The organism is Polaromonas sp. YR568 (genome assembly GCF_943371715.1).
GTDB lineage: Bacteria > Pseudomonadota > Gammaproteobacteria > Burkholderiales > Burkholderiaceae_C > Polaromonas.
Window position 1 is genome coordinate 79967 of the sequence record NZ_CALRVW010000006.1, and the last position, 15601, is coordinate 95567.

The following is a 15601-nucleotide window of genomic DNA, read 5'->3' on the forward strand; positions in this document are numbered from 1 at the left end:
ATACATCGATGAGCCGCAACCAATAAACGACTCACCGAGGCTGGACAGACGGAATCAATGAGCCCGCCATGCCCGGAAATGTTTATTCACTCTCTCTCAAGGAAATTTCATCATGAACGCATCCAAATTCTTCGCTGTTGCCGCTCTTGCCACTGTTGCCTCTTTCGGCGCCCACGCTGACGAAGCCGACGGTTCGCAGTTTGCCGTCCAGTTCAACTCGACCCGCTCCGTGGCCGAAGTGCGCGCCGAAGCCGCCAGCAAAGTGAAAACCCACAGCCAGGAGCCTGCCGGCTCCCGCGTGGCAGCCACCGTGCAGTCCGCGACCGACCGCGCCACCGTGCGTGCACAAGCGGCCGACGCTGTCCGTCTGGGCCAGATCCCACGCGGCGAAGCCACCTACCTGTAAGCTGCAGGAACTGCAAATTGCTCGGGGTTTCGGCCCTTGCAGAACCGCCCGGGGGCTCCCTCCGGGCGGTTTTTTTGTTCCGGAAGCCGCCGAAAACACGCCCCGTGCCTTGCTGGGAGTGCCGCACCCCTGCGGCAAATGTCACGACGCGTTAGGGCGACCCACCCACTCAAACTCAGGGTAATCCCTAAAATTCGGGAACACGCATACGCTTGATGGCCGCGATCCGGTCCCTCGGCGTTTCCCCTCGCCCTCCCCCTGTGGTCTACCCGATCTCAGGACACCACAGGTCACCATGGCTTTCACCTTTTTTGCCGCGATGCGGCCACCTGCTGCCGCGCCTGACACGACGGACCGGGTGCCGCTGGAGCAGATCCGGCATCAGATGCACCAGACCCTGCATGACTGCAAAAGCGTTGACGCGCAGCGCATCATCTTCAGGATCAACACGGCCTCTACGCCGGCCGATCTCTGGCTGTTGCGCAGTGACCTGTACCAGTGCATTTCGCGCGCACGCGACCAAACCGAAGCCGCCAGACGCATCAACGCCCTGCTGGGCACTTTCAACGGCTGGCTGCCTGCGGCCCAACTCACCCCGATCTAGGACGACCGGCCCCATCCCGCGGACCCAACTCGCCCAGGAAATCCAGGAAGGCCCGGGTCCGCGACGGCATGAACTTGCGCGTCGGCAGCGCTGCGTAAATCGTGAAGCGGCCAAACACCCAGTCGGGTAAGAGGTGCACCAGCGAGCCGCGTTCGAGGTGCGAAGCCACCAGCAAGCGCGACAGGAAGGTGATGCCGGCGCCATCGAGTGCCGCGCGCAGCAACACGTCAAAACTCGTGGTCTGCAGTGCGGGCTTGAGGTCCACCTCGACGGCGTCGCCGCCCCCCACCGGTTGCAGCCGCGTTTGCCGGCCATAGTGGCCGGAGTTCTGCGGCCACTGGAATTTCAGGTAAGTGTGGCCACGCAACTGTTCCGGCGCATCAGGTGTGCCGGCGCGCAGCAGGTACTCGGGCGACGCGCAGGCGATCCAGTCGGTCGTGGCCAGCGGCCGGGCCACGATGTCGCCGTCAAAACCCTCGTCCACCACCAGGAAGGTCACGTCAAACTCCTCGATGCGGGGCTGGGGAAAAGGGTCGATCTGCAGGTCCAGCAGCACCCCGGGGTGACGCGCATGCCAGGTGGCAATGCGCGGTGACAGGAAATACGAGGCCAGCACCGGCGTCGCCAGCACGTGCAGCGTGCCCTGCAATTCGCGCGTGTGTTCCGCCGCAGCCGACTCGGCATCTTCCACTTCCTGCAGGATGCTGCGCACCCGCAAAAGGTAGGCCTCCCCTGCGTCAGTGAGCGCCAGCTTGCGGGTTGTTCGCTGCAGCAGGCGTACACCCAGGTGTTCTTCCAGGGCCGCCACCATGCGCGTGACGCCAGCGGGCGACATGTCGAGGGAGCGTGCTGCCGACGCGAAGCCGCCTTCGTCGATCACGCGCTGGAACACCTTCATTGAACTCAAACGATCCATAGTGCAACAGATTGTATGTCGACTGATTCATTGTTTCAAATACTGAAATGGTTAATTGATGACTATGTAGTTTTAAATTGATCGAGTCAGGCGTAAAGTTCAACCCATCGATGAGCAGAAACCAACTCACCGAGACTGGACAAGATGGGACTGATGATGCCCACCCTGGCCGGAAACGCTATATAAACCTGAAAGGATTCATCATGAAAACCACCCAACTGTTTGCTGTCGCCGCTTTCTCCACCCTGGCCGCTTTCGGCGCCCACGCCGACGAGGCTGACGGCTCGCAATTCGCCGTCCAGTTCAACTCCACGCGTTCCGTCGCCGAAGTCCGGGCTGAAGCACTCACCCCCATGAAGATCAGCAACGGGAGCACCGGCTTTGTCGGCGTGACCAACTCCGGCCTGGAGCGCAGCGCCGTGCGTGCAAAAGCCATCGCGGCAGTGCGCAACGGGGAAATTCCGCAGGGCGAAATCGGCTACATGTAAGCCTGCCGCCCGGGAGGGCCCTGCTGCTCCCCCAAAAAAAAAAGCCCGCTGCATGACTGCAGCGGGCTTTTTTCGTGAATCAGTCGGTTCGCGCCTGCGGGCCCGTCACGGGTAGCGCCGCACCAGGGACTCGGCCACACACACCGGCCGGGTCGCCCCCTCCCGCTCAACCGTCACCTCCCAGGTCATCTGCTGCCCCTCGTTGTCAATCGGCTCGCAGGCCAACAGCTTCAGGCGGGCGCGCAAGCGGCTGCCGACAGGCACCGGCGCAGTGAAACGCACCCGGTTGAGCCCGTAGTTGACCCCCATGCGGGATTGCACGATCTCGAGGGACGATTCAAAAAATCTGGGCAGCAGCGACAGGGTCAGGAAGCCGTGCGCAATCGGGCCGCCGAACGGGCCCGCCCTGGCTTTTTCCGGGTCCACATGGATCCACTGGTGGTCGCCGGTGGCTTCGGCAAACAGGTTGACCTGCTCCTGGGTGATGGTCAGCCAGTCGCTGATCGCGACTTCCTGGCCGACACAGGCCGCCAGTTCGGAAAGGGTCTGGAAGGTTTTCATGACCGGACTTTAACGTCCGCACCGATGGCGGCCTGTCCAGCCAGCGACATGGCCGGCCCCGCAAGCCGCCCCTGTCATTGGTCCAGCCAGCGGCAGATGCCCTGCCATTGCTGCAGGTCTTTTTCCACCCGCCCCGGGGCGACGTCGAACACGGTCAAGCCGCGGGCCGCCAGATGGATGTAGTTCTGGGTATCACGCACATAACCGAGCACCGGCAGGCCCAGGCCTTCGACAAAGGCACGCAGCTTGTCAGCCGCGATGGTGCGGGCGTCGACGCGCATGCCGACGATGCCGACCTGCATCTTGCCGGCGTGGCGATGTTCGGCGAGCTGGTCCAGAAAGCTGCGGGTGGCAAAAATATCAAACACGCTGGGCTGCAGCGGCACGATCACCTTGTCGGCCAGCTTGAGGACGTCGTTGAAGCGCCAGCCGTGCAGGCCGGCGGGTGTGTCGAGCACCACGTGGGTCGTGCCTTTGGGCGGTTTGACAATGAGGTCGGCGTTGACATCCCAGGTCGAAATCGGTCGGGCGGCGGGCGGCCGCAACCCCAGCCAGAGCCGGGACGACTGCTGGCGGTCGGCATCACCGAGCATGACCGCGTGGCCCTGGCTGGCGAAATAACCCGCAATATTGGTCGACAGCGTCGTTTTACCGACGCCGCCCTTCGGATTGGCAATCACAACCACAGGCATGCGAATCTCCCGGAATTTTGACACTATGGTAACGGCTGGCAACACATCGACCAAACCGGGGGTGGGACGTCGGGGTCGCCAGGGGTCATCCCCGTTCCCGCCCGCGCTGCCACCGCGCCCTCCGTGATTTCAGTCAAATCGACCCTTAGCCCTTGATACGCGGGCACAAACAGCTCCTGTTTTTATAGCAAAAAGAGGGGCTGGCGATGCGGCTGGCGGGCAGCCACTTCAGAACGTCTCAATTGCGCTGGTCCTGCGCCTCCCGGCGCAGCTTTTCCATCGTGCGCCGTTCGACGCAAACCGGATGCCTGCTGTAGGAAGGTTTGGCGCATTGTTCGTTCATGCAGATCTGGTAACCCAGCAACACGCGGCCTTCACAGGCCTGCGCCGGACTGGATGGCTGAGCTGCGGCGGTAACAGGCGCTGGCGCGGCCGCCGCCGTTGCCGCCGCTGAAGCGCCCGCCCCGCCCTCGGCCCCGGCCGGCCGGGATGGCGCCGGCTTGTCCGTGCGTACAGGGGCAACGCGTTTGACGGCCGGAATGGCGGTGGCAGGCTCGGCTCCCGCCTTGGCCGAAGGTGAAGGGTCCGGAGATCGAGCAGCAGGGCTGACGACAATCGCGGCGCCGGCAGCCGGGGCCGGCAGGGCCGCCTCAGTTGGCGCTGCAACCACCGGCGCCGATTGACTGGACAAGCCCTTGAACGCCACGCCGGCCAGCACCAGCAGCGCCACGCCGCCCAGTGCGAACAGAGGCATGCTGGAGCGGCGTGCCGGCGGCGCAGGCGTGCCGGCCTCGCCCGTTGCGTCGGCTGCGCCCACTGGCGGCGCACTCATGCCGGCCGCGTCGTTGGCCGGTGTGGGACTGGCAAGCGGCACCGTCGGCGCCACACCCCAGGTGTCGTCAGGACGATCGGCGTCCGGCTTGGCTGGGGCACTGGCGACAGGGCCGGCCCGGGTGTCCGAGGCGGATACCGGGGCCGGCCGGGTATGGAGAACCTGCAATCGCGTCCAATCGCTGACCTCTTCGGAAAAGGCCTCCGGGGTCGCGGGCCCGATGCCGGTCCCCGAGCCATCGGCCTCCACCGTGCCGCCCAGCTTGCGCAGGCGCCGACGCGCCAGATCGGCGTAAATGCCCGAGGGAAACCGGTCCAGAAACCCTTCCAGGTCTTCCAGGTCCCCGGAGTCCTTGATGTCCTTCCAGTACACCAGCTCGAGTTCCTGCGTCACTGTCGAGCCGGTGTCGGTGCCGGTCGTGTTGAGCTTGACGGTGGAGCCGCCCACGCGTGAGCGGCCGGTATCGGTGGCGGTGCCGGCACGCCCGCCGGACGGGCTCACCGGCGGCACGATCGTCGGGTCCGAAGCATGGCTGCTGGCTTCCTGCAGCGCCGCCGAAAATTCCTGCGCGGTCGCAAAACGCTGGTCGCGTTTTTTGGCCAGCGCGCGCGCGACCACCGCATCGATGGCGGCCGGCAACAGCATGTTGAAGCTGCTGGGCGCGGCCGGAGTGTGACCCACAATCTGCTGGATGATCGCAAAGTCGGTGTCGCCGTCGAAGGGCCGCTTGCCCGTGAGCAGCTGGTACAGCACCACGCCCACCGCAAACAGGTCGGCCCGCGCATCGATGGGCAGGCCCTGCACCTGCTCGGGCGACATGTATTTGAGGGTACCCACCATGGTTCCCTGGGTGCGTGTGGCTTCGCCGGAGTCCTGGATGCGGGCCACGCCGAAATCGGTGAGCTTGACCCGGCCATCGGCCTCGATCAGGAGGTTGGCCGGCTTGACATCGCGGTGCACGATGTTCTGCCGGTGCGCATAGTCCAGTGCAGACAGCAGGTCCCGGACCATGCGCAGCGTTTCCTCCAGCGAATAACGCCGGCCCGCGTCCAGGTGGTGTTTGAGGTCTTCGCCCTGGATGAACTCCATGACCAGAAAGGCCATGTCGCCATGGCGGTCCGAGTCATACACACTGACGATGTTGGGGTGCTGCAGGCGGGCGGCCGAATGGGCCTCGGTGCGAAAACGCGCCTCGTACTCGGCAGCGGCCTCTTCCGACAGGTTCTCCACCTTGATGGTCTTGATCGCCACGCGGCGGTCCAGATTGGGATCGCGCGCCTCGTAGACCAGACCCATCGCGCCTTTGCCCAGCACGCGAATGATGTCGTAGCGTCCCAGCTTGTTGAGGCTCATGCGGTGAAGGTCAAGGGGGCAACGTAAAAGAAGGGGAGAGACTGATGGATACGTTTGGAAACAGCAATTCTATCGGCCGCCGGTCAGCTGCTGATGGAAAAACTGATCAGCGGGCTGCCTTCCTTGCGTTCACACCCGGCGCTGATCTGGCCGCTGCCGACCAGGTAACACTCGGTGCGGCGCAGCACCACGGCTTCGTTCTGGTTGCCAAAGTAGACCCAGGTGCCATAACTCGACGCATCGCTGAGCACGAACTGCCCGCCGCGCCACTCCAGCGTGGCGTGCATGCGGGACACCCGCGGATCGTTCAGGGCCAGCGACGCGCCGGCACCCCGGCCGATGGACACCCTGGCACCGCCGGCGTTGACCTGCACGGCCTGCGCGCCAGCCACCAGCTCCAGAACCAGCGGCCCGGCGTCAGTAGCCATCGAGCGACCCATCATGGTGGCATCGTCGTCGCGGCCGCTTTGCCATTCCACCCGGTACACCAGGCTGGCTTCCGCCTTGCCGCGCAGGTGCATGGGACCCAGGTTGCGCAATGACGCCCGCTGCACAGGCCCCAGCGCCGCCCAGACGTTCTGTGTGGTGAGAATCTGCGCCGCGCCGGCCAGGTCGGCCAGGCGCGCCGCCGAATTGACGGTATCGCCAAAACAGTCGCCGTCGATCTCAATCACGTCGCCCGACTCCATGCCCATCTGCATCTGCACCGGCGCGCCACTGCCGCCGGGCCGAATGGGTTTGTCGAGAAAGCGTTTCTGGATGGCGACACAGGCGGCCAGGGCATCGCCCTCCTGCGGAAACACCACAAACAGTCCGTCACCGAGCAACTTGACAACGCGGCCGCTGTGCTGCTCGAAGACCTGGCTCAGGGCGCCCACCAGCTGCGTGACAAAACGCGAGGCCGTTTCATCCCCTAGCCGCTCGAACATGCTGGTGCTGCCGACGAGATCGGCAAAAACGACGGTGGTCATGAAACCATTCTGAAAAACCGGCGGTAAGAACAGACCGGTGCGCACACGGTGTCAAACGGTAACACGTAACCTTTTGTTCTCATGTTGGCGATTTTTACAGAAAATCACCCGTCCCCGCGTGTGCAATTTTTACCGGCGACACATGCCACCCACGGGGCGGTGGCGCCCAGGCATCAGCGCAAACCGTCCCAGAGGAGCTTGCAGCCGGTGAGAAACATGCCGCCGTACAACACCCGGTAAAACAGCTGCTGGCTGATGCGTCTGGCCATGCGCACACCGGCCCAGACACCCACCGGCGCCAGCGGCAGCAGGACCAGCGAGGTCGCCATGTTGCGCAGGTCGAGCAGGCCCAGCCAGGCATAGGGAATCCACTTGGAGAGGTTGATCACAAAGAAGAAAAAAGCCAGCGTGGCGGTGAATTTGAGCGGGCTCAAGCGCAGGGGAATGACATAGGCGCTGATGGGCGGGCCGCCGGCATGGGCCACAAAACTGGTGAAACCCGAGGTCGCGGTCAACAGCGCCCCCAGCCACTTCGGCGGCGGCGGGCTGTCCGGCCGGGGCGGGAACAGCAGGCGCTGCGCCAGAAACAGCAGGGTGAAAAAACCCACGATGCCGGCCACGACCTTGCCGTCGAGCAGGCTGAACAACAGCGCGCCTATCAGCGTGCCCACCAGGCCGAAAGGCAGCAGGAATTTCAGCAGCTTGAGGTCGAAGTCCTTGCGGAAAGCCGCCATGCCGAGGAGGTCCATCAGCAGCAACACCGGCATCAGGATGGCCGCCGCCTGCGGCACGGTCACCGCCAGCGCCATCATGGGAACGGCCAGCGAGCCGAAACCCGCCCCGAACCCGCTCTTGCTGACCCCCAGCAGCAGCACGGCGGGAACCGCCACGGCGTAGAAGAAGGGGTCAGTGATCAGCGGAAAAGTCACGGGTTTGCGGGCAAAAGCTGCCGATTATCAGGCCTGCAAGGGTGCTGGCGCCGCCAGACTGCATCGCCAACAGTTCGGCCGCTGATCGGTACTCATGCACGAAATATGGCTCCAGCCCCTAAGGGACGGGCGCCAGCAGCTATCTTTTCAGGAGCAATGCCCGGCCGGGCGTCGGCGGCTTCAATCGTGCGTCTCCAGGCCCAGGTAGGCTTTCTGGATTTCCGGGCGTGTCAGCAGTTCGCTGGCCTCGCCCTGTGCAACGATGCGGCCCTCCTCCATCACATAGGCGCGTTTGGCCAGCTCCATGGCCATGGCCACGTTCTGCTCCACCAGCAGCACCGAGGTTCCCTGCGCATTGATCTGGCGAATGATGCGGAACATGTCCATCACGATCAGCGGCGCCAGGCCGAGGGACGGCTCGTCGAGCAGCAGCAAGCCCGGCCGCGCCATCAGCGCACGGCCAATCGCCACCATCTGCTGCTGGCCGCCCGACAGCGACCCCGCCGGGCTGTCCAGCTTGACCTTGAGCACCGGAAACAGCGACAGCACATGCTCCAGCGAGGCCTTGCGGTGCGCCTTGGCCGATGCAATGAAACTGCCGAGTTCCAGGTTGTCCAGCACCGTCATCTGGGTGAACAGCCTGCGGCCCTCCGGCACGATCGCAATGCCGGCCTCGCAAAACCGGTGGCTGGCCAGCTCGGTAATGTCCCGGCCGTTGAAATGCAGGCTGCCTGCGCGCACCCGGTGCATGCCGGCAATGGCATTGATCAGCGTGGTCTTGCCGGCGCCATTGGGGCCGACCACACACACCAGCTCGCCGGGCTGAACCTGCAACGAGACATCCCACAGCGCCGGCGCCGCGCCGTAGTTGACAGAAATATTCTTGACTTCAAGCATGGGGTGTCCCCAGGTAAGCGCTGACCACGTCGCTGTTTTGCATCACTTCCTGGGCCGGGCCGACGGCAATCAGCTTGCCGTAGTTGAGCACGGCGACGCGGTCGGCCAGCGCCATCACCGCGCGCATGACGTGTTCGACAAACACAATGGTGGCGCCGCGGTCCCGGATCTTGCGGATCAGTGCAATCGCTTCGTTGATTTCACCCGGTGTCAGGCCGGACAGCACCTCGTCGAGCAGCACCAGGCGCGGCCGCGAAGCCAGCGCACGCGTGAGTTCGAGAAACTTGCGCTGGTGCAGGTTCAGGTCATCGGGCAGGGCATCGGCCTTGTCCTGCAGGCCGGTGAATTCCAGCCACTTCCAGGCTTCCGCCGTGGCCTGCTCGTGGTCCAGCGCGGCGCCGCCGAACATCGCCACCAAGGCCACGTTCTGCAGCACGGTCAAATGGGCAAAGGGGCGGGGGATCTGGTAGGTGCGCGCAATGCCGGACTGCGCAATGCTGTGGGCTTCCAGCCCGGCGAGCTGGCGGCCTTCAAAGAACATCTGCCCGCCGGTCGCCGGGAAATGCCCGCTCACCACGTTGATGAAGGTCGACTTGCCGGAACCGTTGGGGCCGAGCAGACCGAGAATTTCACCTTCATGCACCTGCAGGCTCACACCGTCCAGGGCCTGTACACCCTTGAAGGCCTTGGACAGGTTCTGCACGTCCAGCAGCACCTTGCCGGAGGTGGCCGGTGCCGCCGCGGCCTCGGGAGCAGCAGCGGCCAGCACCGCAGGCGCCGGCGGAACCGACCGCTTGCCCGCCGTACGCTTGAGAAAGAAACCCAGAATGCCGTTCGGCATGAACAGGATCACCAGCACCAGGATCACGCCCACGGCGGCCTTGCCGGCAATCGGGTTGTTGCCCGCCGTGAAGAAGTACATCAGGCAGGTGATCGCAACGGCGCCGACGGCCGGTCCGGCCCAATGCCGCGTGCCGCCCAGCACACTCATCAGCACCACGGTCAGCGGCACCACGATGGTGAAGGTTTCACCCGCCGTCACGTAAGACACAAACAGCGCGTGGATGCCGCCGGCCAGGCCGGCCAGCGCACACGAGATGCCGAAGGCCAGCAGCTTGTAGCGAAAGGTCGGCACACCCATCACCTCGGCCACGTCCTCGTCGTCATGGATGGCAAACAGGCCCATGCCGAGCCGGGACACCTGGATGCGGTACGAGATCAGCAGTGTGGCGACGGCACCCAAAAGGGCCATCAGGTAGATCGACGACGACGCCGTCGGGCCGATCGCCGGAATCGCCACCGAATTGAGGTAAATGCCCGGGCCGCCATCGATGCGCGTATTGAGCACGATGGTGCCCACCACGAAGGTGATGGCCAGCGTCAGCAACGCAAACAGCTCGCCGCGCACGGATTTGACCCGGAACACCACCGCGCCCAGCGCCATGCCCAGCAGGGCCGCCAGCAGCGCGGCCGCGGGCAAGGTCCAGAGAAACGGCCAGTTCAGGTTGGCCGCCAGTCCGGCGGAGGTGTACATGCCAATGCCGAAAAACGCACCATGCCCGAAGGAAAAGTAGCCCGAATACCCCGAGAGGATGTTCCAGGACAGGGCCAGGATCATCCAGTGACAGAGCAGGTAGAGAAAGGACTCGTAGAAGGCCGGCACGCCGAGCCAGGGCACGCTGGCCAGCAAGGCCCCCGCGGCCAGGATGCCGATGACTGTTTTGTTCATTGTTCAGATCCGAACGGAGCGCCGGGCCGCCCCAAGCAAAGTTCAGCCCCCTTGGGGGGCAGCGAAACAGACGAAGTGGTGAGCGTGGGGGTCATAGCTTGCCGGGACGAAACAACAGCATCACGATCAGCAGCGAAAAGCTCACGATGGGCGCCCACGAAGGCGCGGCGACGGCCATGGTGATGGCCTCGCTGACGCCAATGATGATGCCGGCCACCAGCGGGCCGAGCGCGCTGCCCAGGCCGCCAAGCATGACCGCTGCGAAAACCACGCCAACCCAGGCAAAAATCTGCGAGGGCGTGAGCGTGAAGGTCAGCGCCAGGCAGATGCCGGCGACGGCTGCCAGCGCGGCGCAGATCCCGGCCAGCATCAGCGACATGCCTTTCTGGTTGATGCCGAAGGCCGCGGCAATCGGTCCGTCCTCGGCCATGGCGCGCAGCGCCTTGCCCAGGTCGGTATACCGCATGGCCGCCCAGATCAGCAGCGAGAGGCTCACCGCCACCACCAGCGTCACCAGCTCGGGCACCGGAACGTAGAGGGAGCCGAGGGTGAACTTCTGGTCGTTGTAGTGCGTCTCGAGCCGGCGGAAGTCCGCCGTCCAGATCGCCTGGATGATGCTCTCCATCACCACCGTGATGCCGAAGGTGACCAGCAGCGAATTGAAGGGCGAGATTGCAAAACGCGACAACACCCATTGCATGCCCACGCCAAACAGGAAAAACAGCGGCGGCAGGATCAGCAGCGTCAGCAGCGGGTCCACATGCCACACCGTGGCCATGTGGTAGCTCATGTAGGCAGCCAGGAACACCAGGCCGAAGTGGGCCAGGTTGATCTGGCGCAGCAGGCCCCAGGTCAGGCCCAGCCCGAGCCCGATCAGGCCGTAGAGGCCGCCGATGAAGATCCCCGAGAGGATGGACTGGGCGAGCAGGTTGAAACTCGGGAAACTCATGGGCGGCTCGCGGGGTCAGTTGACTTGCAGCTTGACGCCGGCGGGCGCGAACTGCGCCGGATGCACCACGACCCACTTGCCGTTTTGCACCTGCTTGATCTTCATCAGGTCGTCGCCGTAGTTGCCGGGGCCGTCAAAACGCAGGCGGCCGTGGATGGTCTCCACCCGGTTTTTGCGCAGCCAGGCGCCAATCGCCTTGTCGTCGAAGCTGTTGGCGCCGCGCACGCCGGCTTCCAGGATCTGCCAGGCCGAGTAAGAGGCCGCGGCCTGCACTTCCACCGAGGTGTCAGGCAGGTTGGCCTTGGTGGCGCGTTCGTTGAACAGTTTGACAAATTCGGCTGCGACCGGGTTGGCGGTGAACGGTGCGTGCTCTTCGAAGATCGTCAGCGACAGCGCATTTTTGCCATCAGGCGACTTGGTCATGGGGCCAGGCGCTGGATAGGTGTGGAAATGCAGCGGCGGCACGTAGTCGATTTTTTTCATCGCATCGAGCAGCATGTTGCCCTCCAGGCCGATGTCACCGACCCAGACCAGGTCCGGCTTGGCGTCCTTGACACGCGCAGCAATCGGTCCGAAATCGCGGTTGCCGAAGTCCCATTCGAGAAACAGCACTTCCTGCAGGCCGCGTTTCTTGGCAACTTCCCGGGCGCCCAGCGACATGAAGTGGATGGACGGAAACTTGCTGGTGACGAAGGCGACCGTCTTCGGCGGCTTGGGCGAGGCGGCCAGCGCGTCGAACACCGAGTTGGGCACCGTCGTGCCGGGATCCGACCCCAGCGACCAGGCCGGAAACGCCATCTCGTACTTGGCCAGCGCCGGAATGCCGAAGGTGTGGTGCACCAGCACCTTGTTGTAACGCTGGGCGACGCCCATGGCCGAGAGAATCGCCCCGGTGGCATAGGGGCCCATCAGCAGGTCCACCTTGTCCGAGGTCACGAGCTGCTCATACAGGGTGCGGGCCAGTTCCGGCTTGGACTGGTCGTCCTTGACAATCCATTCCACCTTGCGCCCCAGCAGGCCACCCCTGGCGTTGAGCTGGTCCACATAGATTTCGCCTGCCAGCTTGTGTGTCAGCGCGGTGGTGGCCAGCGGTCCAGTCAGCGCCAGGGTGCTGCCGATGCGCAAGGGCGCGGGGGCCTGGGCGGCGGCAGGCATCGCGAGCAGGCTGACGGCTCCCGCCGCAGCAACGGCGGACAAAATACGGTTGAAAAGTTTCATGGTTTGTCTCCTGTTGATTTATGGGTAAGGACGCGGAAAAACTCGGAACTCAGTCGACCTGCGCGCCGGAGCGCTTGACCAGTTCAGACCATTTTGAAATTTCCGTCCGGCCGAAGGCGGCCAGCTCATCGGGCTTCATGCTGCGCAGCTCCAGACCCTGCGCACCGAGTTTGGCCACGACCTCGCTGCTGGCCATGGCCTGGGCGGCGGCATCGCGCAGCCGGGCCAAGACAGGCGCAGGGGTGGCGGCGGGCGCATAGATCATGAACCAGGCCACCAGGTCAAAGTCGCCAGCACCCTGCTCGGCGATCGCCGGCACGTCCGGCGCGGCGGCACTGCGCTTCGCACTGGAGGCCCCCAGCGCGCGCAGCTTGCCGGCCTTGATGTGGGGCAGCACGGCCGCCGGGTGGTAGAACATGAACTGCACCTGCCCGCCCATCACATCGGACATGGCCAGGCCCCCTTCCTTGTAGGGCACATGCACCATCTCGCCGCCCAGCCTGGCCTTGAGCAGTTCGCCGGCCAGGTGGCCCGAGGTGCCGTTGCCGGCCGAGGCAAAACTCACGCCGCCGGGTTTGGCCGCCTGGGCCGCGAGGTCTTTCACCGACTTGAATGGCGAATTCGCCGCCACCACCAGCAGCGTCGGCGTGTAGCCGGCGAAGGCGACGGGTGCGAAATCCTTGAGCGGGTCGTAGGGCAGCTTTTTGTACAGCGTGGCATTGATCGCATGGGTGCCCACCGTGCCCATCACCAGGGTGTAGCCGTCCGCCGGCGACTTGGCCACCAGGTCGGAGCCGATGGCACCGCCGGCGCCGGCGCGGTTTTCAACAATGACCGCCTGCCCCAGCGGTTTGGCCAGGGCTTCGCCGATGACGCGGGAAATGATGTCTGTCGTGGTGCCCGGGCCGAAAGGCACGATCAGCTTGACGGGCCGTGACGGGTAGTCCTGTGCCAGCACCGTCGCCGGGCTCAGGCCCAGGGCGGCCAGGCCCAGTGTGCAGGCTGCCGCCAGCAGCGTGCGCCGGGCCAGGCGCGGGTGCGACGAGGAGATGAAAGAAGGGGTCATGCGCGGGTTTCCGGTTGGGGTGTTGTGGCGGCGCGCGGGGTCCAGCCGCCGCGAAGTTCTGCGTTGTGCTCGCCCAGCAGGGGCGGTGCGGTGACATCGAGGGCGCGTTCGCCATCGAAAGAGACGGGTGAACGTACGGTGCGAAAGGTTCCGACCACCGGGTGCTCGGTCTCGACAAACAGCTGCAGGTGTTTGGCCTGCGGATCGTCGGGCACTTCGGCGGTGGTGTACATGGGCGCGTGCGGCACGTCCCCGGCTTCCAGGCGGCGGCACCATTCCGCGCGATCGCGCTGGGCGAAGATGGGGCCCAGCACGGCAATCATGTCCTCCTGGTGTTCGATGCGGGCCTCGCGCGTGGCAAAACGCGCATCATCGAAGATGTCCGGCTTCTCCATCGCCGCGGCCAGGCCCTGCCAGAACTTCGGCGGCGAGGACATGTGCAGGGCAATCCATTTGCCGTCCGAACACTGCATCACATAGGACTGCGAGACGCTGGGCCGGCTGAACGGACCCATGACTTCATTGGCCGAAAACAGGTGCTGGAAGGCGTCGAGGTTGAAGTGCGTCATGGCCTCGAACATGGAGACCTCCACCTTGCGGCCGACGCCGGTGGCGTGGCGTTCATGCAGCGCCCCGAGAATGCCGTAGGCCGCGTAAAAGCCGGTCAGGGAATCGGCCATGGCCGGGCCCAGCACGCGCGGGTCCTTCGGGTTGACGAGCAGGCCCAGGAAACCGCTGACGGCTTGGGCGACGGTGTCGTACGTCGGTCGATGTGAGGAAGGACCGGTTGCACCGAAGCCGCTGATGGAGCAATAGATCAGCCGCGGATTGAGCTTGCGCAGGCGCTCCTCGCCGACGCCGATCTGCTCGGCCACACCGGGCCGGAAGTTCTGGATGTAAACATCGGCGTCCTTGATCAGCGCATCAAACTGCGCCAGGTCGGCGGCCTGCTTGGTGTTGAGTGTGATGCTGCGCTTGTTGCGGTTGTAGGTCTGGAAATGCGGGCTGTACAGGCCGTCCTTGAACGCCCGGAAAGGATCCCCCGTGCCCGGCAACTCGACCTTGACCACATCGGCGCCGAGGTCGGCCAGCAACATCGAGGCCGCCGGCCCGGTGATGAAGGTGCCGTGTTCGACGACCCGCACGTCCGCGAGAACCTTGCTCATACGTGGCGCTCCGCCGGCATCTCGCCGGTGTATTCGAGCTCGCGCGTGGCCTGGTAGGACAGCGCAAAACCGATGGGGTCGCTGAGCTCTTCGTTCAGGTGCGCAATCAGGCTCGCCGTGCGGGCCAGCATGGGCACGCCCTTGAGCGCATTGACCGGGAAACCCACCCCCAGCAGCACCGCGGGAATGGCGCCCGAGACGTTGAGCTTGAGCTCCTTGCCAACGATCTCGGGAATCACGGCTTCCACGGCCTGGGCGATCTCCACGTAACGCTGGCCGCCGCCGGCCCGGGCCGACACCTCGAACAGCTTGCCCACACGCGGATCGCGTGCCTTGTGCTCAGGGTGTCCATAACCGGCAATGGCCTGCTTGCGCGCGCGCAAGTCAGCCACCACCACGCGTGCCGCGGCCTGGAGGTCACCGTGGTGCCGGGCTGCCTCTTTCTCGACCTCGAGGTAGAGGCGGCCCGCGGTTTCGGAGGCGCCGAGGATCACCGAACCGGAGCCGAGGATGCCGGCCGCGACGGCGCCCTGCATCGCGTCGGGTGCGGCCGCCAGCGTCATGCGCGCGGCCTGCACGCTGGGCACCAGGCCGTGTTCGGCGATGGCGACCAGGGTGGCATTGAGCACGGCGCTGGTGGCGGCGTCGGCGCGGCGCCCGGTCACCAGCAGGAAAAAGTAGTCGCCGAAGTTGATCTGTCCGATCAGTTCATGCGCAAGATCCGCGCCGCGAACAACGATGGTGTTTTCGTTCGAGGTGCAAATCGCGGAACGGGGCACGGTGGCCTTGCCGATTTTCAAAATCATTTCTCCAGTCAAGAAAAG

At 64.9% G+C, this 15601-nt stretch carries 16 protein-coding genes; 3 read left to right on the plus strand and 13 right to left on the minus strand.

What is annotated here, in order from left to right; translation table 11 throughout:
* Positions 1–112: 112 nt before the first annotated feature.
* The gene (locus AAG813_RS06560) at positions 113–406 is read left to right on the plus strand and encodes a DUF4148 domain-containing protein (RefSeq protein ID WP_341913071.1); all 294 of its coding nucleotides are present in this window, start codon (positions 113–115) and stop codon (positions 404–406) included.
* Between the two features lie 295 nt (positions 407–701).
* Positions 702–1010, plus strand: a complete 309-nt coding sequence (locus tag AAG813_RS06565; RefSeq protein WP_341913073.1) for a hypothetical protein — start codon at positions 702–704, stop codon at positions 1008–1010.
* Here the strand turns inward: AAG813_RS06565 and AAG813_RS06570 are convergent.
* Positions 997–1908 carry a LysR substrate-binding domain-containing protein gene (locus AAG813_RS06570; protein ID WP_341913075.1) on the minus strand — a complete coding sequence of 304 codons (912 nt, stop codon included), beginning with the start codon at positions 1906–1908 and terminating at the stop codon, positions 997–999. The two genes, AAG813_RS06565 and AAG813_RS06570, sit on opposite strands and share 14 nt — an antisense overlap.
* Before the next feature lie 221 nt (positions 1909–2129).
* Here AAG813_RS06570 and AAG813_RS06575 point away from each other — a divergent pair, with 221 nt between their 5' ends.
* Positions 2130–2414, plus strand: coding sequence for a DUF4148 domain-containing protein (locus AAG813_RS06575; RefSeq protein ID WP_341913077.1), 285 nt, complete (start codon positions 2130–2132; stop codon positions 2412–2414).
* A gap of 105 nt (positions 2415–2519) precedes the next feature.
* On the opposite strand, the gene AAG813_RS06580 is transcribed toward AAG813_RS06575, so the two are convergent.
* From AAG813_RS06580 to AAG813_RS06635, 12 genes are all read right to left on the minus strand, one after another.
* Entirely contained in the window at positions 2520–2975 is a 456-nt protein-coding gene (locus AAG813_RS06580; RefSeq protein ID WP_341913079.1) for a MaoC family dehydratase, read from the minus strand.
* A gap of 74 nt (positions 2976–3049) precedes the next feature.
* Positions 3050–3667: a ParA family protein gene (locus tag AAG813_RS06585; protein WP_293595462.1), complete on the minus strand. Its 618-nt coding sequence runs from the start codon at positions 3665–3667 to the stop codon at positions 3050–3052.
* Positions 3668–3905: 238 nt separating this feature from the next.
* Positions 3906–5852, minus strand: coding sequence for a protein kinase (locus AAG813_RS06590; protein WP_341913086.1), 1947 nt, complete (start codon positions 5850–5852; stop codon positions 3906–3908).
* Positions 5853–5935: 83 nt separating this feature from the next.
* Positions 5936–6823, minus strand: a complete 888-nt coding sequence (locus AAG813_RS06595; protein WP_341913088.1) for an adenylate/guanylate cyclase domain-containing protein — start codon at positions 6821–6823, stop codon at positions 5936–5938.
* A gap of 173 nt (positions 6824–6996) precedes the next feature.
* Positions 6997–7752, minus strand: coding sequence for a sulfite exporter TauE/SafE family protein (locus AAG813_RS06600; RefSeq protein WP_341913091.1), 756 nt, complete (start codon positions 7750–7752; stop codon positions 6997–6999).
* A 180-nt stretch (positions 7753–7932) separates the two neighbouring features.
* On the minus strand, positions 7933–8649 hold the full coding sequence (locus tag AAG813_RS06605; RefSeq protein ID WP_341913092.1) for an ABC transporter ATP-binding protein: 717 nt from the start codon (positions 8647–8649) through the stop codon (positions 7933–7935).
* On the minus strand, positions 8642–10378 hold the full coding sequence (locus AAG813_RS06610) for a branched-chain amino acid ABC transporter ATP-binding protein/permease (RefSeq protein WP_341913094.1): 1737 nt from the start codon (positions 10376–10378) through the stop codon (positions 8642–8644). Before AAG813_RS06610 ends, AAG813_RS06605 begins: the two co-directional genes overlap by 8 nt.
* A 91-nt stretch (positions 10379–10469) precedes the next feature.
* Positions 10470–11327, minus strand: coding sequence for a branched-chain amino acid ABC transporter permease (locus AAG813_RS06615; protein ID WP_341913097.1), 858 nt, complete (start codon positions 11325–11327; stop codon positions 10470–10472).
* Between the two features lie 15 nt (positions 11328–11342).
* A complete protein-coding gene (locus AAG813_RS06620) occupies positions 11343–12545 on the minus strand; it encodes an amino acid ABC transporter substrate-binding protein (protein ID WP_341913099.1) in 1203 nt (400 codons plus the stop codon).
* A 49-nt stretch (positions 12546–12594) separates the two neighbouring features.
* Positions 12595–13611, minus strand: a complete 1017-nt coding sequence (locus AAG813_RS06625; RefSeq protein ID WP_341913101.1) for a tripartite tricarboxylate transporter substrate binding protein — start codon at positions 13609–13611, stop codon at positions 12595–12597.
* Complete coding sequence (locus AAG813_RS06630) at positions 13608–14777, minus strand: CoA transferase (RefSeq protein ID WP_341913103.1); 1170 nt, start codon at positions 14775–14777, stop codon at positions 13608–13610. The genes AAG813_RS06625 and AAG813_RS06630 overlap by 4 nt, the downstream gene beginning before the upstream one ends.
* On the minus strand, positions 14774–15577 hold the full coding sequence (locus AAG813_RS06635; RefSeq protein ID WP_341913254.1) for a citryl-CoA lyase: 804 nt from the start codon (positions 15575–15577) through the stop codon (positions 14774–14776). Before AAG813_RS06635 ends, AAG813_RS06630 begins: the two co-directional genes overlap by 4 nt.
* Positions 15578–15601 lie beyond the last annotated feature (24 nt).